This is a genomic window from Pseudomonas sp. E1BtOHC1 (genome assembly GCF_058744285.1).
This window is the reverse complement of the sequence record NZ_CP196023.1, coordinates 4066148-4084067: the sequence shown is the minus strand read 5'-3', so window position 1 is coordinate 4084067 and position 17920 is coordinate 4066148. Positions and strand designations below refer to the sequence as shown.

At 61.8% G+C, this 17920-nt stretch carries 13 protein-coding genes; 1 reads left to right on the top strand and 12 read right to left on the bottom strand.

Annotated features, from left to right (window positions below; translation table 11 throughout):
• Positions 1-6: 6 nt before the first annotated feature.
• The 8 genes from ACSSVC_RS18535 to ACSSVC_RS18500 all read right to left on the bottom strand — a co-directional run bounded on the left by ACSSVC_RS18535 (position 7) and on the right by ACSSVC_RS18500 (position 11140).
• Positions 7-1692: a polyurethane esterase gene (locus tag ACSSVC_RS18535; RefSeq protein ID WP_346632871.1), complete on the bottom strand. Its 1686-nt coding sequence runs from the start codon at positions 1690-1692 to the stop codon at positions 7-9.
• Positions 1693-1740: 48 nt separating this feature from the next.
• Positions 1741-3102: a TolC family outer membrane protein gene (locus ACSSVC_RS18530; protein WP_346632870.1), complete on the bottom strand. Its 1362-nt coding sequence runs from the start codon at positions 3100-3102 to the stop codon at positions 1741-1743.
• A 2-nt stretch (positions 3103-3104) separates the two neighbouring features.
• Positions 3105-4421, bottom strand: a complete 1317-nt coding sequence (locus ACSSVC_RS18525; protein ID WP_404939994.1) for an HlyD family type I secretion periplasmic adaptor subunit — start codon at positions 4419-4421, stop codon at positions 3105-3107.
• 14 nt (positions 4422-4435) lie between these two features.
• Positions 4436-6229, bottom strand: coding sequence for a type I secretion system permease/ATPase (locus ACSSVC_RS18520; RefSeq protein ID WP_446439918.1), 1794 nt, complete (start codon positions 6227-6229; stop codon positions 4436-4438).
• 208 nt (positions 6230-6437) lie between these two features.
• Positions 6438-6824 (bottom strand): AprI/Inh family metalloprotease inhibitor, encoded by a 387-nt coding sequence (locus ACSSVC_RS18515; RefSeq protein WP_346632867.1) that lies wholly within the window; start codon positions 6822-6824, stop codon positions 6438-6440.
• A gap of 93 nt (positions 6825-6917) precedes the next feature.
• Positions 6918-8366 (bottom strand): serralysin family metalloprotease, encoded by a 1449-nt coding sequence (locus ACSSVC_RS18510; RefSeq protein WP_346632866.1) that lies wholly within the window; start codon positions 8364-8366, stop codon positions 6918-6920.
• Positions 8367-8665: 299 nt separating this feature from the next.
• On the bottom strand, positions 8666-9766 hold the full coding sequence (locus ACSSVC_RS18505) for a DmpA family aminopeptidase (protein WP_404939798.1): 1101 nt from the start codon (positions 9764-9766) through the stop codon (positions 8666-8668).
• Positions 9767-9775: 9 nt separating this feature from the next.
• On the bottom strand, positions 9776-11140 hold the full coding sequence (locus tag ACSSVC_RS18500; RefSeq protein WP_346632864.1) for an APC family permease: 1365 nt from the start codon (positions 11138-11140) through the stop codon (positions 9776-9778).
• A 232-nt stretch (positions 11141-11372) separates the two neighbouring features.
• On the opposite strand from ACSSVC_RS18500, the gene ACSSVC_RS18495 reads away from it, so the two are divergent.
• Complete coding sequence (locus ACSSVC_RS18495; RefSeq protein ID WP_404939992.1) at positions 11373-12149, top strand: helix-turn-helix transcriptional regulator; 777 nt, start codon at positions 11373-11375, stop codon at positions 12147-12149.
• 378 nt (positions 12150-12527) lie between these two features.
• Here ACSSVC_RS18495 and feaR read toward each other — a convergent pair whose 3' ends face one another.
• From feaR to ACSSVC_RS18475, 4 genes are all read right to left on the bottom strand, one after another.
• Positions 12528-13466, bottom strand: coding sequence for a transcriptional regulator FeaR (feaR, locus tag ACSSVC_RS18490; protein WP_346632862.1), 939 nt, complete (start codon positions 13464-13466; stop codon positions 12528-12530).
• 149 nt (positions 13467-13615) lie between these two features.
• Positions 13616-14209, bottom strand: coding sequence for a DUF3156 family protein (locus ACSSVC_RS18485; RefSeq protein ID WP_346632861.1), 594 nt, complete (start codon positions 14207-14209; stop codon positions 13616-13618).
• Complete coding sequence (locus tag ACSSVC_RS18480) at positions 14175-15695, bottom strand: APC family permease (RefSeq protein WP_492611141.1); 1521 nt, start codon at positions 15693-15695, stop codon at positions 14175-14177. The genes ACSSVC_RS18485 and ACSSVC_RS18480 overlap by 35 nt, the downstream gene beginning before the upstream one ends.
• 240 nt (positions 15696-15935) lie before the next feature.
• The gene (locus ACSSVC_RS18475; protein WP_492611140.1) at positions 15936-17423 is read right to left on the bottom strand and encodes an aldehyde dehydrogenase family protein; all 1488 of its coding nucleotides are present in this window, start codon (positions 17421-17423) and stop codon (positions 15936-15938) included.
• Positions 17424-17920: the final 497 nt, after the last annotated feature.

Sequence of the window (17920 nt, the reverse complement as noted above, 5' to 3'; positions counted from 1 at the left end):
GGTGAATCAGGCAAACACGATGCCTGAACCGTTGACCCCCTCCATGCCGATTCCCACCAGGGTCACCGAGTAGTCGCCCACCTTGAGCAAGGTGTCATTGCCGCTCTGGGACAGGTGCTGGCTGTAGTCGTAATGGGCATCGATGCCGGGCACGCCCATGAACACCAGCTTGTCGCTGCTCTGGTAGCCGTGGATCAGGTCGAGGCCGAAGTTGCCGCTGAACAGAAACGTGTTGCTGCCGCCTCCGCTGGAGTGCATGACGTCGTTGCCGGCACCGCCGACGAAGGTCACGTTGGCCTTGTCGCTGCTCAGCAGGTCGTCACCGCCATGGCCGAACAGCCAATCGCCATTGACGCTGGCCACCAGGGCATTGCCATAGGCATCGCCATTGAGGGAGTGGTTGTAGGCGGTCCACTGGTTGCCGTTTTGCAGGCCGTCGGCGGTGACGTTGTAGCTGACGTCCTTGCCGAACAGTTGCCACCAGCTCCCGGCCTCGTGGCTGACCAGGGCGCCAACGTCCCGGGTCATGCTGATGCCACCGTAGGCATCGCGGATGTACAAGGTGCCGTCACCGTCATTGGCAATGGAGAAGTTCTTCAGCGGCTGCTGCAACTCCAGAACGTTGTGACCCGAACCGCCATGGATGATGTTGTAGCCACCGTCGTCGCGGAAACGATCATCACCGGCACCGCCATCGAGGTAATCGTTGCCCTTGCCGCCGTGCAGCAGGTCGTTGCTCTGGGTACCGATGATAAAGGTGCTGCCGCTGTGCTTGTCGGCGTAAAGATTGAGGTCCTTGACCCAGACCTTGTCGCGCTTGCCCTCGGACAGGTTGGAAATCACCACCGTCGAATCGCGGCTGGTCAGGTCATAGAAATCCGAATTGATCAGGCGGTTGAGCCCACCGGCGTAGTCCACCGCGCTATGGGCCGACCAGGACCAGGGGTTGAGGATGCTCTGGGGCACCAGCTTGCCGAACAACGACGAATAGTGATCGGTAAAGCTGACGATGTTGTTGGTGGCCGACTCCTGTGGCCGGTCATGGGTGCCCAGGGACGAGGCGTTGAAATGGGTGCCGTCCAGCGCGCGGAACACCGGGTCGTTTTCATAACCGATATTCAACACCTGCTGGTTGTCGGCGCTCTGGGTCGGCGAGGCAAAGGCCAGATAGCTGGCGTCCTTGAAGAAGCCGCCCCAATGCTCTGCGCTCATGGCCGCCAGGCTGTTGACCGCTAAACCGCCGAGACTGTGCCCGGTGACCAGCACATCACTGCCGCTCAAGCCCTGGGCAGCCGCGAAGGCGGCAACCTTGCCCAGTAGATTGTCGAAGGCCAAGCGGCTGTAGTTGTCGGCAAAGCCCGGGACAAAGGCCGCCTGCAAGTCATTCACCACATCTGCCAGGCTCTCGGTGCCGCGGAAGCTGATGCCGATGGACAGCAATTGACCGGCGGCGTCGTACTTGCCCAGGATCTCCACCTGAGCGTCGCTGACCGAAGACTGTTCGCCGGAAATGGTGCCCTGGGCGCTGATATTGCCCTGGTAGCCCAGTTGGGAGGCGTTGATCGGCCGCCATGAGGTGCCCGGCAGGGCTTCACCGGTGGGCGACGAGGCATACAGGGCCAGCGTGATGGCATCGCTGTACTGGGCTTTGCCGGCACTGCCAAGGGCGTTTTTGTAGTCGAAGATGCTCATTCCTTTCTCCTTGTTATTTCAGTGCCGTCAGGTCCGGTCTCGGGCAGCCTAACGCACTGTGCGCTGGCCAAAGGCTTCATCGACTCTGGCCAGATCTTCTTCTCGCAAGGTTCCTGCGTAGTAATGCAACTTGGTCCACGCCATCAGGTAGTCGTAGCGGGCCTGGGCCAGGTCACGCCGGGTAGTGTAGAGCTGTTGCTCGGCATTGAGGGCATCGAGGTTGACGCGCTCGCCGCCAAGAATGCTCTGCTTGGTCGAAATCACCAGGGCCTCGGCCGAGGTCAGGGCTTTCTGGTAGGCCCGCAACTTGTTCACCCCCGATAGACAGGCACTGAATTGCCGGCGGAGTTCAATCAGGGTCTCGCGGGTCTTGCCGTCCAGCTCGTACTCGGCCTGCTCCATGGAGCGACTGGCCTGGCGGGTCGACGCCGAGACACCGCCACCGGCGTACAGCGGCACGCTGACTTCGATGCCGATGGTGTTGGTGTCATAGCGCTGGTTATAGGTATTGCCGCTTTCCGACTCGTTCTGGCGCAGGGTGGCATAGGCGCTGAGCTTGGGCAGGTGCCCGGCGCGGTTGCGCTCGACCTCGTAGCGAGCCACTTCGACCCGCTGGCGCTGGGAGGCCAGCACCGGGTTGTTGCTCAGGGCCATCTCGTGCCAGGTGTCGTAGTTGGCAGGCGTCAGGGAGAACGACTGGAAGTTCTCCTGCAAGGGGTCCAGGTCACGGACATCGATAGCGGGTTCGCCGATCAGTGCCCCCAGTTCACGCAGGGCGGCGTCCTGTTCGTCCCGGGCTTCGATCTCCTCGGCGGTGGCCAGCTCGTAGCGCGATTCGGCTTCGAGGATATCGGTGCGGGTGCCCTCGCCCTGCTGGAACATGTGCTGGTTTTGCTGGAACTGTTGCTCGAAGGCCTTTTTCTTCGCCTGGGCAATGTCGATCTGGTCCTGGGCGAACAGCGCCTTGGTGTAATAGCTCAGCACCCGCACCAGCAACTCCTGGCTCTTGCCGCGAAAGTTCTCGTCGGCGAACAGCGCCTGGGCCACGCCCTTGCGATAGTTGGCATAGGCCTCGTAGTCGATCAGCGGCTGCTGCAGGGTCAGGGACGAGCCGTAGCTGTCGTAGTTGCGTTTTTCGGTGACGGTGCCGCGCACGGTGTCCAGGTAGCTGACCTTGGAGTTGTTATGGCCCTTGTTGTAGCTGTAGCCCACCTTGGGCAACAGCCCGGCACGGCCTATTGCCCGATTTTCCAGGCCGGCGTCGCGCTCCTTGATGGCGCCGAGAAACACCGGATCGTTGCGCAGGGCCTGCTCGTAGATCTGGAACGGACCCATGGCCTGGGCCGTCTGGCAGGCGAACAGCGCCAGGGCCGCCGCGAGAATGGAAAGCTTACTCATACAACGCGACATCCTTATTCTTCGGTCAATGCAGAGCCGGCCCGGTCGAGCAGAGGCTTGAACAGGTAATTGAGCAGTGAACGTTCGCCTGTGCGCACGAACATTTCCGCCGGCATCCCGGGCTTGATCACCAGGCCGTTGAGCTTTTCCATGGCCTGGTCGCTGACGCTGCTGCGCAGCACGTAGTACGGCATACCGGTCTTCTCGTCGACCATCTGGTCGGCGGAAATCAGGCTGACTTCCCCAGGCACCCGTGGGGTACGACTCTGGTTGAAGGCGGTGAACAGAATGTCCACCGGCAGATGGGTGCCGACCTTGTCCACCAGGTTTACCGGCAACCGCCCTTCCACTTCCAGGTGCGTGCCCTGGGGCACGATCTCCAGCAGGGTTTCACCCTGGCGCACCACGGCGCCTTCGGTGTGCACCCCAAGGTTGACCGCGATGCCGTCGGCAGTGGCGATGATTTCGCTGTGCTGCAAGTCGAAACCGGCGGAGGTCAGTTGCTGCTCCAGGGTCTGGGTCTTGAGCTGGGCTTCAGCCAATTGGCTGCGGACCTCTTTCTGATACTCCTCGCTGTGCTGTTGCAGCTTGAGCCGGGACTCGAGAATGCCCTGCTCGACCCGCCCGCTTTCACCGGTGTTCTGCGCCAGTTCCTGTTGCACCTGGGACAACTGGCGCTGGTATTCCAACAAGCGGTTGCGCGGGATGTAGCCGTTGTCCGCCAGAGGTTGCAGGTTGCTCAACTGCTGACGCAGGGACTCGGCCTGGTTGCCCAGGTCGGTGCGGGCCCGACGCATGCCAGCCAGTTGCGCGGTGGCGCCTTCGATATTGGCGCGGATGCCCGCCTGCTCACGGAAGAACGCCTCACGGCGGCTGCTGAACAGTTGGCGCTGGCCCTCCAGCACCAGGGCCAGACGTGGATCGTCGCTGCTGCTCAGCTGCGGCGGGAAGTCCACCTGTTTGAGGTTGTCGCGTTCACTGCGCCAGCGCGCCAGGCTGGCCATGGCCATGCGGTACTGGGCCTGCAGCGACTGCACGTCCGCCGCCACCTGGGTCTGATCCAGGCGGAACAGCGGCTGGCCCTGCTTCACGCTTTCACCTTCACGCACCAGAATCCGGCTGACCACCCCGCTACTCATGGACTGCACCGCCTTGCGCTTGCCGGACACCACCACCGTGCCTTGCACGGGAATTCCCTGATCCAGGGGAGCCAGGGCTGCCCAGACGAAAAAACTGCCGGCGCCCACCAGGGCCAGAATCCAGCCCATGCGGGCAAAAAAGCCCGCATCACGCTCGACCCGTTCCGGCGCGTAACCCTCTTCGATCATCATGTTGCTGTCCTTGCTCATGCGCCTTTATTCCGTGTCGGAGCCTGATACTGGCGACTCATGCTCAAACCACCGGGAGCGGCCGCAGCGGCGGGTCTGGCCGGTTCCTGGGGTTGGGGTTGCTGGGGCTGCTGGGTACCGGCCAACGCCTTGAGCACTTCCTGGCTGGGGCCAAAGGCCTGCAGGCGACCTTCATTGAGCACCAGCAGCTTGTCGGCCAGGGCCAGCACCGACGAGCGATGGGTCACCAGGACCACGCTGGTGCCCCGGGCCTTGAGCTGGGCAATGGCTGCCGCCAAGGCACTCTCGCCCACGGTGTCGAGGTTGGAGTTGGGTTCGTCGAGCACCACCAGGCTGGGATTGCCATACAAGGCCCGGGCCAGGGCCACCCGTTGTTTCTGGCCACCGGACAGGCCGCTGCCGTCATCGCCAAGCACGGTGTCGTAGCCCTGGGGCAGGCGCAGGATCAACTCGTGCACCCCGGCCAGCTGCGCGGCCTGAACCACCTGCTCCGGGTCGGCCTGGCGAAAGCGCGCGATGTTCTCGGCGATGCTGCCGGTGAAGAGCTCGATGTCCTGGGGCAAGTAGCCGATATAAGGGCCGAGCTCGTCGCGATTCCAGCGATGAATGTCGGCGCCGTCCAGGCGCACCGTACCGGCCAGGGTCGGCCAGACGCCCACCAGAACCCGAGCCAGGGTCGACTTGCCGGAACCGGAGGCCCCCAGTACCCCGAGCACTTCACCGGCATTGATGCTGAAGGTCACCTGCTGCAGGGTCGCCGCCCGGCGCCCGGGAGGACCGGCGCTGACCTGCTCGAAACTCACCTGGCCCTTGGGCGCCGGCAACGACATGGCGCTGTCACTGGGCGGGAACTCCCGCAGTAGCGCGTCCAGCCGACCATAGGCCAGCTTGGCCGAACTCCATTGCTTCCATACCGCGATCAACTGGTCGATGGGACTCAGGACCCGGCCCATGAGGATCGACCCGGCGATCATCATCCCCGCGGTCATGTCGCCCTTGATCACCAGCAATGCACCCAGGCCCAGCACCAGGGACTGCAGGCACAGGCGCAGGGTCTTGCTCAGGGAACTGATCACCGAACCTGTGTCGCTGGCCTCATTCTGCAAGCCGAGAAAGCGCGAGTGCACCGCGAACCAGCGCTTGCGCAAGGCCCCGAGCATGCCCATCGCCTGGATCGTCTCGGCATTGTGCAAATGACTGGTGGCCAGTTGGGTGGACCGCTGCGAAAAACCGCTGGCTTCGGCCAGGGGCTTCTTGGTCATGGCTTCGTTCAGATACGCCAAGGCGATCAGCAACACCGCGCCTACTGTGGCGAACACTCCGAGCCAGACGTTGAAGGCATAGATCACCAGCAGGTAGATGGGAAACCAGGGGGCGTCGAAGAAGGCGAACAGCGCCGGCCCGGTAAGGAACTGGCGGATATGGGTCAGATCGCCCAGTGACTGGCCGGCATGGCCTTCGCCACGGGACAGGTTGCGCTCGAAGGCCGCCTGGTAGACCCGCAGGTTGAAGCGGCGCTCCAGCTGGCTGCCGATGCGGATGACGATAAAGCTGCGCACCACTTCCAGCAGCCCGATAAACAGGAAAAAGCCCACGACCATCAGGGACAGCATCACCAGAGTGGTCTCATTCTGCGAAGACAGCACCCGATCGTAGACTTGCAACATATAGATGGAGGGCACCAGCATCAGCACATTAATCAACGCGGTGAAACAGCCGACACTGATCAGGATGCCCTTATATTCGCCCAGTGCCTTGAACAGTGGAGCAGGATGAGTGTTCTTCACCATTTTTAACAAATTCCCCGAGCCGTTAATCCACGCGCGATAGCGAAGAACCAATATAGTGCATAACTAACAGATGCCTCTCTTAGTTAATAAAGCCTGCGGACACGGACAATTCGGACAGCTGTATTCAACAGCAGCCCGAACATGTTCCTGCCGATCAAGAGACTGGCAATGTAATGGCCGCCCATTATCAGACGAACATTCTTAGCCTTTAATTAGCGGCACGCTGCAAAACAATCAGGCCGTCACTTTTCAGGCGCGCCTCATAGAGCCCGTCTTTCTGGCGGCTGAAAAAGATCACTTTCGACCCTTCGCGCCCAGTGATGGCAATGCCATCGGGCTCCGGAAACCAGCCCACCGCGGCCTCACCTATCCATTTCGACAGGCACTCGGCGCCATCGCCCAGAGCAGCGTTCTGCAGAAGGTCCAGGGTGCAGCCCTTGGCAGGCTCCGCCGCTTGCTGCAGTTGCCAGTGTCCAACCAGTTCCGAGGGGTCCGCCAAGCGCAGGCTGCTTGCCATAGTGAGTGCTCCATAAAAGATCGTCAGCGTCGCCAGCAGCCAGGTGGCCGCCTTGCAACTCAAGGTGTGTGGGGTCATAGGGTGCTCCGTCCGCCCGGTAGACTCGCTCAGCCCCGGGGCCAATGCAAGAACGGAAGGCAGCGCATCGGCGCCGCCCTCCGCCTACTTCACTCAGGCCACGATGTCGCTGACGGCTGCCTGGCCAACGGTGCTGACCAGGAAGTCCGCCACGCCGTGCCCGGAGAAGTCCACGGACAGGGTGCTGACGCCCCCGGAGGTGGTGAGGATGGCGTCACCCGCCGCACCGGTGAAGGCGTTGACGAAATGCAGGCCCGCCCCCTTGGTGATACCGGTCAGATCGATCTTGTCCAGGCCGCTGACAAAATCCATGATCTGGTCGGCCGCACCCGGCTTGGAGTCCGAGCTGGCACCGAACACGAAGGTGTCCGAGCCCGAACCGCCCCAGAGCTTATCGGCGCCACCGCCACCGTAGATGATGTCGTTGCCGGCACCGCCCTTGAGCTCGTTGGCAGCGTTGTTGCCGATCAGCAGGTCGTTGCCCGAACCGCCGATGGCGTTCTCCACGGTCACGCCCTGGGCGATGGAAACGTTACCCACCATGCCGCCAACGTCGGAGAACGAGGCTTCATTGAGGTTGATCTTCTGGTTCTGGGTGAACCCGGAGAAGTCCAGGGTATCGTTGCCGCCACCGTCCCACACCGAGAACACCAGCTTGTCCGCAGACGAACTGGCGCTGTAGAAATCGCGCCCGGTATTGGAGTTGAAGCCGTAGGTGGTATCACCGGCACGGGTGCCGTAGTTGGCCCCGTAGAGCTTCTGGATGGCCGCAATATCGTCCATCAGCGGACCGGACGAATAGGCCTCGACCCCGCCCTTGCTGAAGTTCTGGCCGGTATTGCTTTCACTCCAGTAGCTCATGACGCTGTAACCGCGGGTGTCCTGCCCGTAGGTGGCGTCCTTGTAGGTTGGATTGCCTTCGCCGGCGTTGTAGTCGCCAGGGTGAGCCAGGCCAAGGGTGTGACCGATCTCATGGGTCAGGGTCTGACGGCCATAGTTGTTCAGGTCAGGGTTCTTGTTCTGGGTGTAGCTGCTGTTGGTCAGGTACCAGGAGGTGCCGTCATAACCGGCACCGGTGCCCGGCAGGTAGGCGAAGGCCGCCGCACCGTCCTGGCCACCGCTGTAGTTGCCAAAGGTCATGTGGGCGTCGCCACCCGAGGCTTTCTCGGTAAACACGACGTTGGCCACATCGGCCCAGGATTGCATGGCCAGCACTGCTTGGGCCTTCTGCTGGGCACTGAACTGGCTGAACCCGGAGATACCATGCTTGTACAGGGTGCTCGAGGAGGCCGAGGTCAGGAAGGTATAGGTCAGATCGATCTTGCCGTTACCGTTCAGGTCCTTATAGGCAGCGCCGTCACGCAGCAATTGCGTGGCGGCCTGATCGACCGAGAACGAAGGTTTGCCATTGACCGTGAGATTGCCGCCACGGTCGTATTGGTGGCTAAAGCTATTGATCTGGTTATACGCCGAACTTGCTGCGGCCAGTGGCACGAGTTGCTGTTCGGCAGATGCAATAGCACTCTCTGTTACTTTCGACATAAACACACTTCCTTGTAATCAATGGAACAGTTTTTGTCAGATAGCGACAATCCCTGGCGAGATCGTCCTATCACTCGCCCTAAGCAGGCGAAAGAAAGCTGACACAATTTGAAATCAGGCGTCCACTCATTTTTTGACGTCAAATTCCACTGTTCCGACAAACTCCCGCAAACAATGACTGCGCAGTCAAAAGATTCTTTTCCAGCCGATTAACGGCAGGCATTGTCCGACAATCTACAATTTAATTATTAAATATCCATATAGACAGTTATGCCAACTGGGTCGCACTTTTTAGTTAGTTATTTCATGTTCCAACCAGTTAGTTCCAATGCATCCCTCAATACTTGCGGGGTCAGCGCCGGTACTTGCACCCCGTCGGCACTGGTCATCGGCTCGGCTGCCAACAGGGCGTTGATGATGGCTTCCTCAACGGCCTCGGCCGCTGCGCTGAACAGTGGCGAGATGTGATCGTTGTTGAGCATCGCCAGAGGTGCGGTGAACGCCAGGTCCTTGCGCCCATAATCCGCAGCGGGCAAGTCCCGGTTTCCCGTGGCAAAGGCCAGGAAGATATCGCCACTGGAATCTTCGGTGCCGCCGCCCGTGCGGGCAATGCCGATGGAGGCACGCTGGGCCAGGCGCTGGCATTGATGGGGCAGCAACGGCGCATCGGTGGCCAGGATCACCACGATCGAGCCCATGCCCGGGGTGCCGCGCTCGGCAAAAGGTGAGGCAATCCCACCCAGACGACGCCCCACCGGGTAACCGTCCACCCGCAGTTCTTCACGCTTGCCGTGGTTGGCCTGGACCAGGGCGCCGACGGTGTAGCCGCCCTGCTCTGCCGCCAGCCTTCGGGATGCGGTGCCGATCCCACCCTTGAACTCGTGGCAGATCATCCCGGTGCCGCCTCCCACCGCGCCTTCGGCTACCGGCCCGGATTCGGCGCAGGCCATGGCCTCGCGCACCTGTTGCGCTCCCACATGCTGACCCCAGATGTCGTTCAGCAGGCCGTCGTAGGTTTCCATTACCACCGGCATGCACCAGTAAACGGCGGGGTCCGCCAGAGCCTCGCGCTCCAGGGCGATCAGGGTGTCGCGCACCACGCCGACACTGTGGGTATTGGTAATCGCCAGCGGCGTGGTCAGGGTGCCCGCCTCGCGAATCCACTCCAGCCCCGTGGCATCGCCATTGCCGTTGAGTACATGACAACCAGCGAAACAGGGCTGCTGCCGTGCATGCCCGGCCCGGGGCTGGACCAGAGTGACCCCGGTGCGCACCTGCTTGCCGCCCACGGTGGTTTTCAGGGTGCTGTGCCCCACCCGTACCCCAGGTACGTCGGTGATCGCATTGAACGGGCCTGGTGACCCCAGCCCCAGGCTGATGCCCAATTGACGTGCTCGCATAACCACTCCTTACAATTTCTGGAACGCCGGGCTGTACCGGCCATTGGTGCCATAGAGAATCACCGACAGCGCCAGCAGCCCGATAATCACCATGATGTCCCGCAGGGAAGCCTCGAGGAACAGATTGATCAGCAGATACCCCGCGCCGACCACCGCCAACAGTGCCGGCAAAGGCCACAGGGGCATGCGATAGGGATGCTCGCGGTCGCGCAGCAGCACCCGGCTCATCAGCGCGCTGAGGGCAACGATCAGGTACACCAGCATGATCAGCAACACGCTGAAGGACGTGAGGTCCGCCAGATTCGAGCTAAAACTGAGTACTGCCGAAGGAATCGCCAGGAACAACGTAGCCAGCCATGGCGAGTCCCAGCGTGGATGGATCCGCGTGAACAGGCGGTTGACGGTGGGCGTCCACAGGGCGTCGCGGCCGCTGCTGAACACCACGCGACCGATCTGGATGACGATGGCGACAATGGCGTTGAACACCGACAGGAAGATCCCGCCACTGACGACCCTGGCGAGGGTTTCATTGCCATGGCTGGTGAGTAGGTAGCCGATGGGATCTGGGCTGGCCAGCATCGCGCTCAGGGACGGGGCGCCGATCAGCAGCGCGGTAAGCGGCACCAGTTCGATGATCACCACCAGCACCAGGGACCAGAGCACCGCCTTGTGCACGCCGCGCCCCTTGCACTTCATGTCTTCGGCCAGCAGCACCGCCGGCCCGTAGCCGTTGTAGGAAAACAGGCCGATGCCCACCGCACCGATCACCAGGGCCCAGGGCGCCATCTGCAGCGCACCGTGATCGACGATCTGCGGCTGCAGGAGAATGCTCACCGGTTGCGTGGCATTGCCAAAGCCCAGCCAGACAATCACCAGCAACGCCGCTACCTCCAGCAACAGGCAAGTACCGGTGATCCAGGCGTTGAGCTTGATGTTGAGAATGCCCAGCAGATAGCTGCAGACCACTATCACCAGGGCTACGGTCTGAGAGTCGAAGTGCGTACCCAGGGCGTTGTTCAAATAGGTGGCGGCGCCAGTGGCCAGCACCGGAGGGATGAACAGCAGCATCACCAGCACCGTGAGGAAGGTGGCATAACCGGCCATGCCACCAAACACGCGCTTGGCGTAGACGTACTCACCGCCGGCACTGTTATGGGCCCGACCCAGCTCGGCGTAGCAAAAGGCAAACATCAATGCCAGCAACCCGGCCATGACGAACGCCAGGAACACCCCGCTGCCGGCCTGGTGGATGGCAAAGGGCGCGATCACGAACACGGAACTGGCGGGGGTCACACCGGAGACAGTGATAGCCACCACATCGAACACACTCAGGGTTGGTTTCAGCGCGCCGTCGGGCGCGGAGGGAGAGCTCATATCGTTATCCTCGTGTTTATTGTTGGTCTGAGGCAGAAACGAAATCCATCGGGCGGGTGCGCTCTGGGACGCACTTGCTGGGAGCTACTCTAGGCAGTCACATGGCTGCGACCAATTCCCCTATTGGAGTACTCCCCTTGACGGCAATGGGCAAATCGACGACACCGTTCTACGGCACTTACGGCGCATCAGGGGAGCAAGGACTTTGAGTAATCTGTTCTGGGAAGTCGGCATGCATGCCGGCCTGGGTCGCACCCTTACGCTGATCGGCAACCCGCGATTCTGGAAACAGCTGATCCTGCTGTTGCACCAGGCCACGCCGTTCGACAATGCCCTGGCGATCTTCTACCCGGTGGATGGCCCGCCCCGAGCCCTTGAAGAATATGACGCGGAGCCCAGCAGCAAGCCGGCGTCGATGCTCACCTACCTCAATGGCCTGTACCTGCTGGACCCGTTCTTCCAGGCCTGTCGCGAGGGCTACCCCAGCGGCCTGTACCGTCTGGAAGAAGTGGCCCCGGACCACTTCCGCCAGAGCGAGTACTTTCTCAGCTACTTCCACGACAACGTCCTGGAAGATGAAGTGCAATTCATCCTGCAACTACCCGATACCGGCACCCTGTCCCTGTCACTGGGCAACCAACGGGTCTTCAATCGTGAAGAAATAGGCCAGCTCACGACCTTTGCGGCCTGGGTGCTGCCACTGATGCAACAGCATTGGCAGCACAGCCAGATACGTCCCCAGGCCCCGGTTGCAGAGGAAATGGCCAGCCAGATTCGCGATGCCCTGAGCCATTTCGGCAGCGCGGTGCTGTCGGACCGAGAGCTGGAGATTGCCCGGCTGATCCTCCGGGGTTTTTCTTCCAAAGCCATGGCCGAGCGTTTGAAGATCTCGCCGGACACCATCAAGGTGCACCGCCGGCACCTCTACGCCAAGCTGGATATCTCCAGCCAGCCCGAATTGTTTTCGTTGTTCATCCAATCCCTGGGGCATGACCTGGACAATCCCTGAAGCCCCCGCTCAAGCTGCTGTTGCCGGTCTTCTCGCGTTACTGCGCTCTCACCTGCCGGCAGACCTGACCGCCTACCTACCTACCTACCTACCTACCTACCTACCTACCTACCTACCTACCTACCTACCTACCTACCTACCTACCTACCTACCTACCTACCCGCATGTCTGCATGCCTGCCTACCGTAGGAGCTGGCTTGCCAGCGAAGGCGTCCTCAAGGGCAATGCAAAATTCAGGGACCTCTTCGCCGGCAAGCCGGCTCCTACACGGCCAGCGAAGGCATCCTTGAGGGCAATACAAAATTCAGGAACCTCTTCGCCGGCGAGCCGGCGCCTACAACGCCAGCGGAAGTGTCGGGCGATGCGATACTCCAGCGCCTACGCGTTCAGGGAGCGGGCGCGGAAGTCACGGGGCGATTGTTCGAAATGCTTCTTGAAGGTCCGGCTGAAATGCGCCGAATCGGTAAACCCCCACTTGAAAGCGATGTCGGTAATGGATTCGTTGCGCAGGTGCGGGTTGCTCAGGTCCGCCGCGCTGCGCTTGAGCCGGGAGCGCTGGATGAAACGACACACGCTATCTCCCTGTTCCTCAAACAGCCGGTACAACTGGCGCACCGAAATGTTCAACTGCCCGGCCAGGGATACCGGGGTCAAGCCCGGCTCATTGAGGGATTGATTGATCAGTTGCCGAGCCTGATCACGCAGGCATTGGCCATGCAGGTTATCGTCAAAGCCATCCAGGGTACTGGCCGTCTGACGCAGGGTTGGCCCAAGCAAGGCGATCAGGGCCTCCTGCAGAGCCTGCCCCTCCTGCTGCGCTGCACACCCCTGCAGATCGCCGGCGCAGATCTGCTCCACCAGCAAACGCATCAAGCGGCCACTGGCGCAGTTTTGCGACAACTTGCCGAACTTGCGCTGCTGGGCCGGCAGATGCCGGTACACCTCTTCTCGGCACAGGTGGAACGAGGCGTGCTCGATCAGGCCGTGGGGCACGATTTCACAAGCGCCGGCCGAATCCAGCAACGCCATGTCGCCGGGGGCCAGCTCAATACTCTCGCCATCCTGGCTCAGGCGAGCGTGGCCACTGCGCTGGATGATCAGGAAACAATGGCGATCGTCCTCATGGTCGACCTTGGTGCTCTGACGGGAGATCAGCCCGGCATTGGTGCGGATCTGCGCCACCTCCAGCCCGGCATAATCCTGTAAACCCACTTCTCCGATAAACAAGGCGGGATTGCGCGCCGGACGGGCGTCGAATCGACCACAGACACCCTGCAGGGCACCTACCCAGGAACTGAAACTATGCGAAGCAAGCACTGTGCACCTCCATAAGCCGGTTCAGACCGCCGTTGTTGTTATGGCGATATCATTAACATGTTATCTATTTGTCAGGCAAGGAGCCTGACAGCATGGATAGTCTGTTATGGCTTAAGCAGGGTGTATGCCAGTGCTTACGGTTATGTCGGTCAGAATTCTCGTAGAAGCTTGTACAACTCAGTGAAGCTGCCCAATAACGCCACCCGCTGTTCAGCACTCAAGCGGATATAGCGTCTGAACCCCGGTAAACGATTGACCACCTCGCTGGCGCCAAAGTGTTCAAGGCGCACTTGCCAGCCCTGTTCATCCCGCCACAGCTCAAGGTGCTTGAAGTCCAGTGGCAGCAGCCGTTCCAGCAGTGGTTGATCACTGCACAACCTCTGCAGCAGGGGCGCCCATTGCCCTGCTTCTCCCGCAAGCAATCGCGCGGCGACGCCCTGTCGACGAATTGTCCCGGTATGGCGCAGGCCGATCCGCGCCTGTCCGGGACGCTCACTGGGCACCCGCAGACGCCACTCACAGACCACGAGATGCATCAGGAACTGCGCCTGGGGGCGCTCCCGTACTTCGAACTCCAGAGCGCTTTTCGGGCAATGGAAAACACCACGCCCAACAGCGCGAGGGGTGAAATCGAGGCCCGCCAGATCCCGTCGCACCTGACCCAGGGTGACCCCCGGGCGATAGCCCGAGGGTGCCCGGTGCCAAAATTCAAAGAGGTTTTGTCGCCAGCTTGAAAGATTCATCAGACAGGGCCTCCCGAGGGTTTGGGACATCTTCCGGTGCAAGGTTCAGCGCCTGTTCCAGCACCTCCTCCACCGGCACCGGACGAAACGGATTGACCTTCTGTACCAGCAAGGTCCAGACAAGGGCGTAGATAGCGGTCAGGCCCAACATGCTGCCGAAGGGCACATAGATATCCCGTGGATTCATCCCAGGGGGGGTGATGAACCACATACCCAGGAGAATCCCCACCGAAGACAGGATCTGCGGCAACGGAAACCATGGCGATTTATAAGCCCGCGGCAAATCCGGCCGGCGAATGCGCAACATCACCACCGACAAGGTGACCAGCAGGTAAGCGGTGCTCCAGGCACAGACCGCCGCCAGCACCAGGTGCATGATGCTGTCGGTGCTGCCACCCAGCCACCAGGCGTGCAGACAGGGAATCAGGACCGCCACGGCGATGCACAGCAGCGGAGTCTTGAAGCGTGGGTGCAGGTAGGTGAAGACCTTGGGCAATGCACCGTCCAGGGCCATGCCATAGAGAATCCGCGGCAGGCCAGCCATCAGCGTATTGATGGTCGCGGCACCGGCGAACAGCAGGCCAATCCCCAGCCAGATGCGGCCAAACGGCCCCATGATCTGCTCGGCGAAATGCGGGATGGCCATGGGCGTATCCAGCAAATGCACGCTGCCGTCCTCACTCAGGGCGATGTTTTCCACCTGACGCTTCATGGCCGCGCCATAGATGAACATACAGACCGCGACGCCTACCAGGCCGAGGGCCATGGCGCGGGGAATGGTTCTGGCAGCCTTGCGCACATCCGGGGTCAGGGGGGTGACGAACTCGCAGCCGACGAACATGAACATGGCCATGCCCACCAAGGACAGGATGGTCGACAGGTCGGTCCCCACCATGGAAGCACCGAACCAGCCATCGAGCGCCACCGCCGGGGCCTTGATGACCCCGAGCACGCCAAAGATGATCAGGGTGGTCCACATGCCGAAGGTCAGGATCACCTCGGCGCGACTGAAAGCGGTGATGCCCACCGCGTTGAGCAGGCCGAAAAACAGCACCAGCCCGACACCTACCAGCCAGGCGCTGCCGCTCTGTTCCAGCAGGGTATTGAGGGATTCGAAATTCACCAGGGCCATGACGCCGCTGAGAATGGTTTCCGCCGTCCCGGCAAACACATGCACGATCAGGTAGGCGGACAAGGTGCCGGTGATGGCGAAGAAACGGCCCAGGCCACAGGCCAGGTAGTCATAGACCGAGCCATTGGTGGGCAGCAGGCAAGCCGCTTCGGCGAACGTGGTGGATTGCGCCAGCATCATCAGCAGGGCGATCACCATCGCTGCGGCGAATGCTCCACCACCGATACCGAATCCGGTGGTGGCAGTAAGGATCACCGGGCTGGCCATGATCAGGCCCACGGCACTGGCCAGCGCGGTGGGAAAGCCGACCACGCCCTGATCCAGGTGGTGGTTGAGTCTGTCGTTGAGCGACATGATGGTAAACCTCGAAAGCATGGGTTGATGATTGTTGTTCTAGGCATTTCAAGGGCACGCCCGGCAAGGGCGCAGAGCTTGGCTGTCTGACGCAGCTGAAATCATGTTCACGCCCCGTAGGCGCTGGCTTGCCAGCGAAGGCGCCCATGAGAGTGACACCTGTCTCGGGGGCCTCTTCGCCGGCCAGCCGGCTCCTACAGTCAACCGGCTGGCCGGCAAAGGCGTCTGCGTGGGGCGCGCTCAATAAGCGATGCACACCGATTTGTTCTCGGTATAGGCCTCGATGGCCGCATGGCCCATCTCGCGCCCCATGCCCGATTGCTTGTAACCACCGAAGGGCATCGACGGGTCCAGCATGTTGTGGGTGTTGACCCAAACGGTGCCGGCCTTGATCTGTGGAATAAGCTGCATGACCTGACTCAGATCGTTGGACCAGATACTCGCCCCCAGCCCGTACTGGTTGTCATTGGCCAGGGCCACCACTTCCTCCAGTGAGTCGAAAGGCGTCGCGACCACCACCGGGCCGAAGATCTCCTCGCGCACCAGCTGCAGGTTGGCGTTGACGTTGGCCACCACCGTGGGACGGACATAAAAGCCCTGTTCGCCATGGGCGACTCCACCACAGAGCACCTTGGCGCCCTCCTCGACCCCACGCTGGACCATCTGCAGCACGCGCTTCTGCTGTTTGGCAGAAATCAGCGGATTGATCTGTGCCTGCTCGTCCAACCCCGGGCCAATGCTCAAGGATTCGGCGATGGCGACCAGACGCTCCAGCACTTCGGCGTAGATCCCGCGCTGGATATACAACCGCGAGCCCGCCGTGCAGACCTGCCCCTGATTGAAGAAGATGGCCCCGGCAGCCCCAGCGGCCGCAGTCTGCGGATCGCAGTCGTCCAGAACGATCACCGGCGACTTGCCGCCCAATTCCAGGGAAAAGCGCGTCATATTGTCCACTGCAGCGTGGCCGATCAGCTTGCCGACCTGGGTCGAACCGGTGAACGCCAGCTTGTCGATCCCCGGATGGGCAGCCAGCGCGGCACCGGCCTGGGCACCACTGCCGGTCACCACGTTGACCACGCCGGGGGCGATCCCCGCTTCCAGGCAAAGCTGGCCGAGGCGCAGCGCGGTCAGCGGGGTCTCGTCGGCCGGCTTGAGTACCACGGTGCAGCCACAAGCCAGGGCCGGGACGATTTTCCAGATGGCCATCAGCAACGGAAAATTCCACGGCACAATGGCCCCCACCACGCCCACCGGCTCCGGCACCGTATAGGCCCGGTACTGTGCCCCCGGCACCGCAGCGATGGACACATCCAGGCTCTTGCCTTCGATCTTGGTGGCCCAGCCGGCCATGTAGCGGGTGAACTCCGCCGCCGCACCCACCTCCAGGGCCCGGGCCAGATGGATCGACTGGCCGTTGTTGAGGGTCTCCAGTTGAGCCAGCTCCTCGCCATTGGCTTCCAGCAGATCCGCCAGCTTCAACAGCAGACGCTCACGATCGGCGGGACGCAACGTCTTCCAACTGCCTTCGAAGGCCCGGCGCGCGGACCCCACCGCCAGATCCACATCAGCCTGGGCGGCGGCGGCAACCTGGGTCAACTGCTCGCCACTGGCGGGGTTGTACACCGGCATCCGCGCTCCGGAGAGTGCTGGCTGGCTGAGACCGTCAATCAGCAGACCGTGCTGACTGTCTATGAATGCAGCGACACGTGGGTCGATGGCAACGCTCATCTTGATTCCTCGCAGGTAGACCTTGTTCGAGGTGGACTTTGAGCCCAAAGTCGGATGCCGTCTTGATTCTGGCTGCCGCAAAACTTGGCCCTGGCTGCCAGCGCCATCGGCACCTACGCAGACCGTAGGAGCCGGCTTGCCGGCGAACAGGCCCGAAAGTCATGCAGCGCCCAGGCGGACGCCTTCGCTGGCAAGCCAGCTCCTACAGCAGTCAGATACACCGTGCAGTTCCCCGTAGGAGCCGGCTTGCCGGCGAACAGGCCCGAAAGTCTTGCAGCGCCCGGGCCGACGCCTTCGCTGGCAAGCCAGCTCCTACAGCAGGCAGATAGACCGTGCAGCTCCCTGTAGGAGCCGGCTTGCCGGCGAACAGGCCCGAAAGTCTTGCACAGCCTGCACGGACGCTTTCGCTGGCAAGCCAGACCCTGCGAATGGGCGGCAGCGACACCCGCCAAGCCGCCACTGGCAGCCTGGGTCAAATGTCCTGGCACACAGAGGCA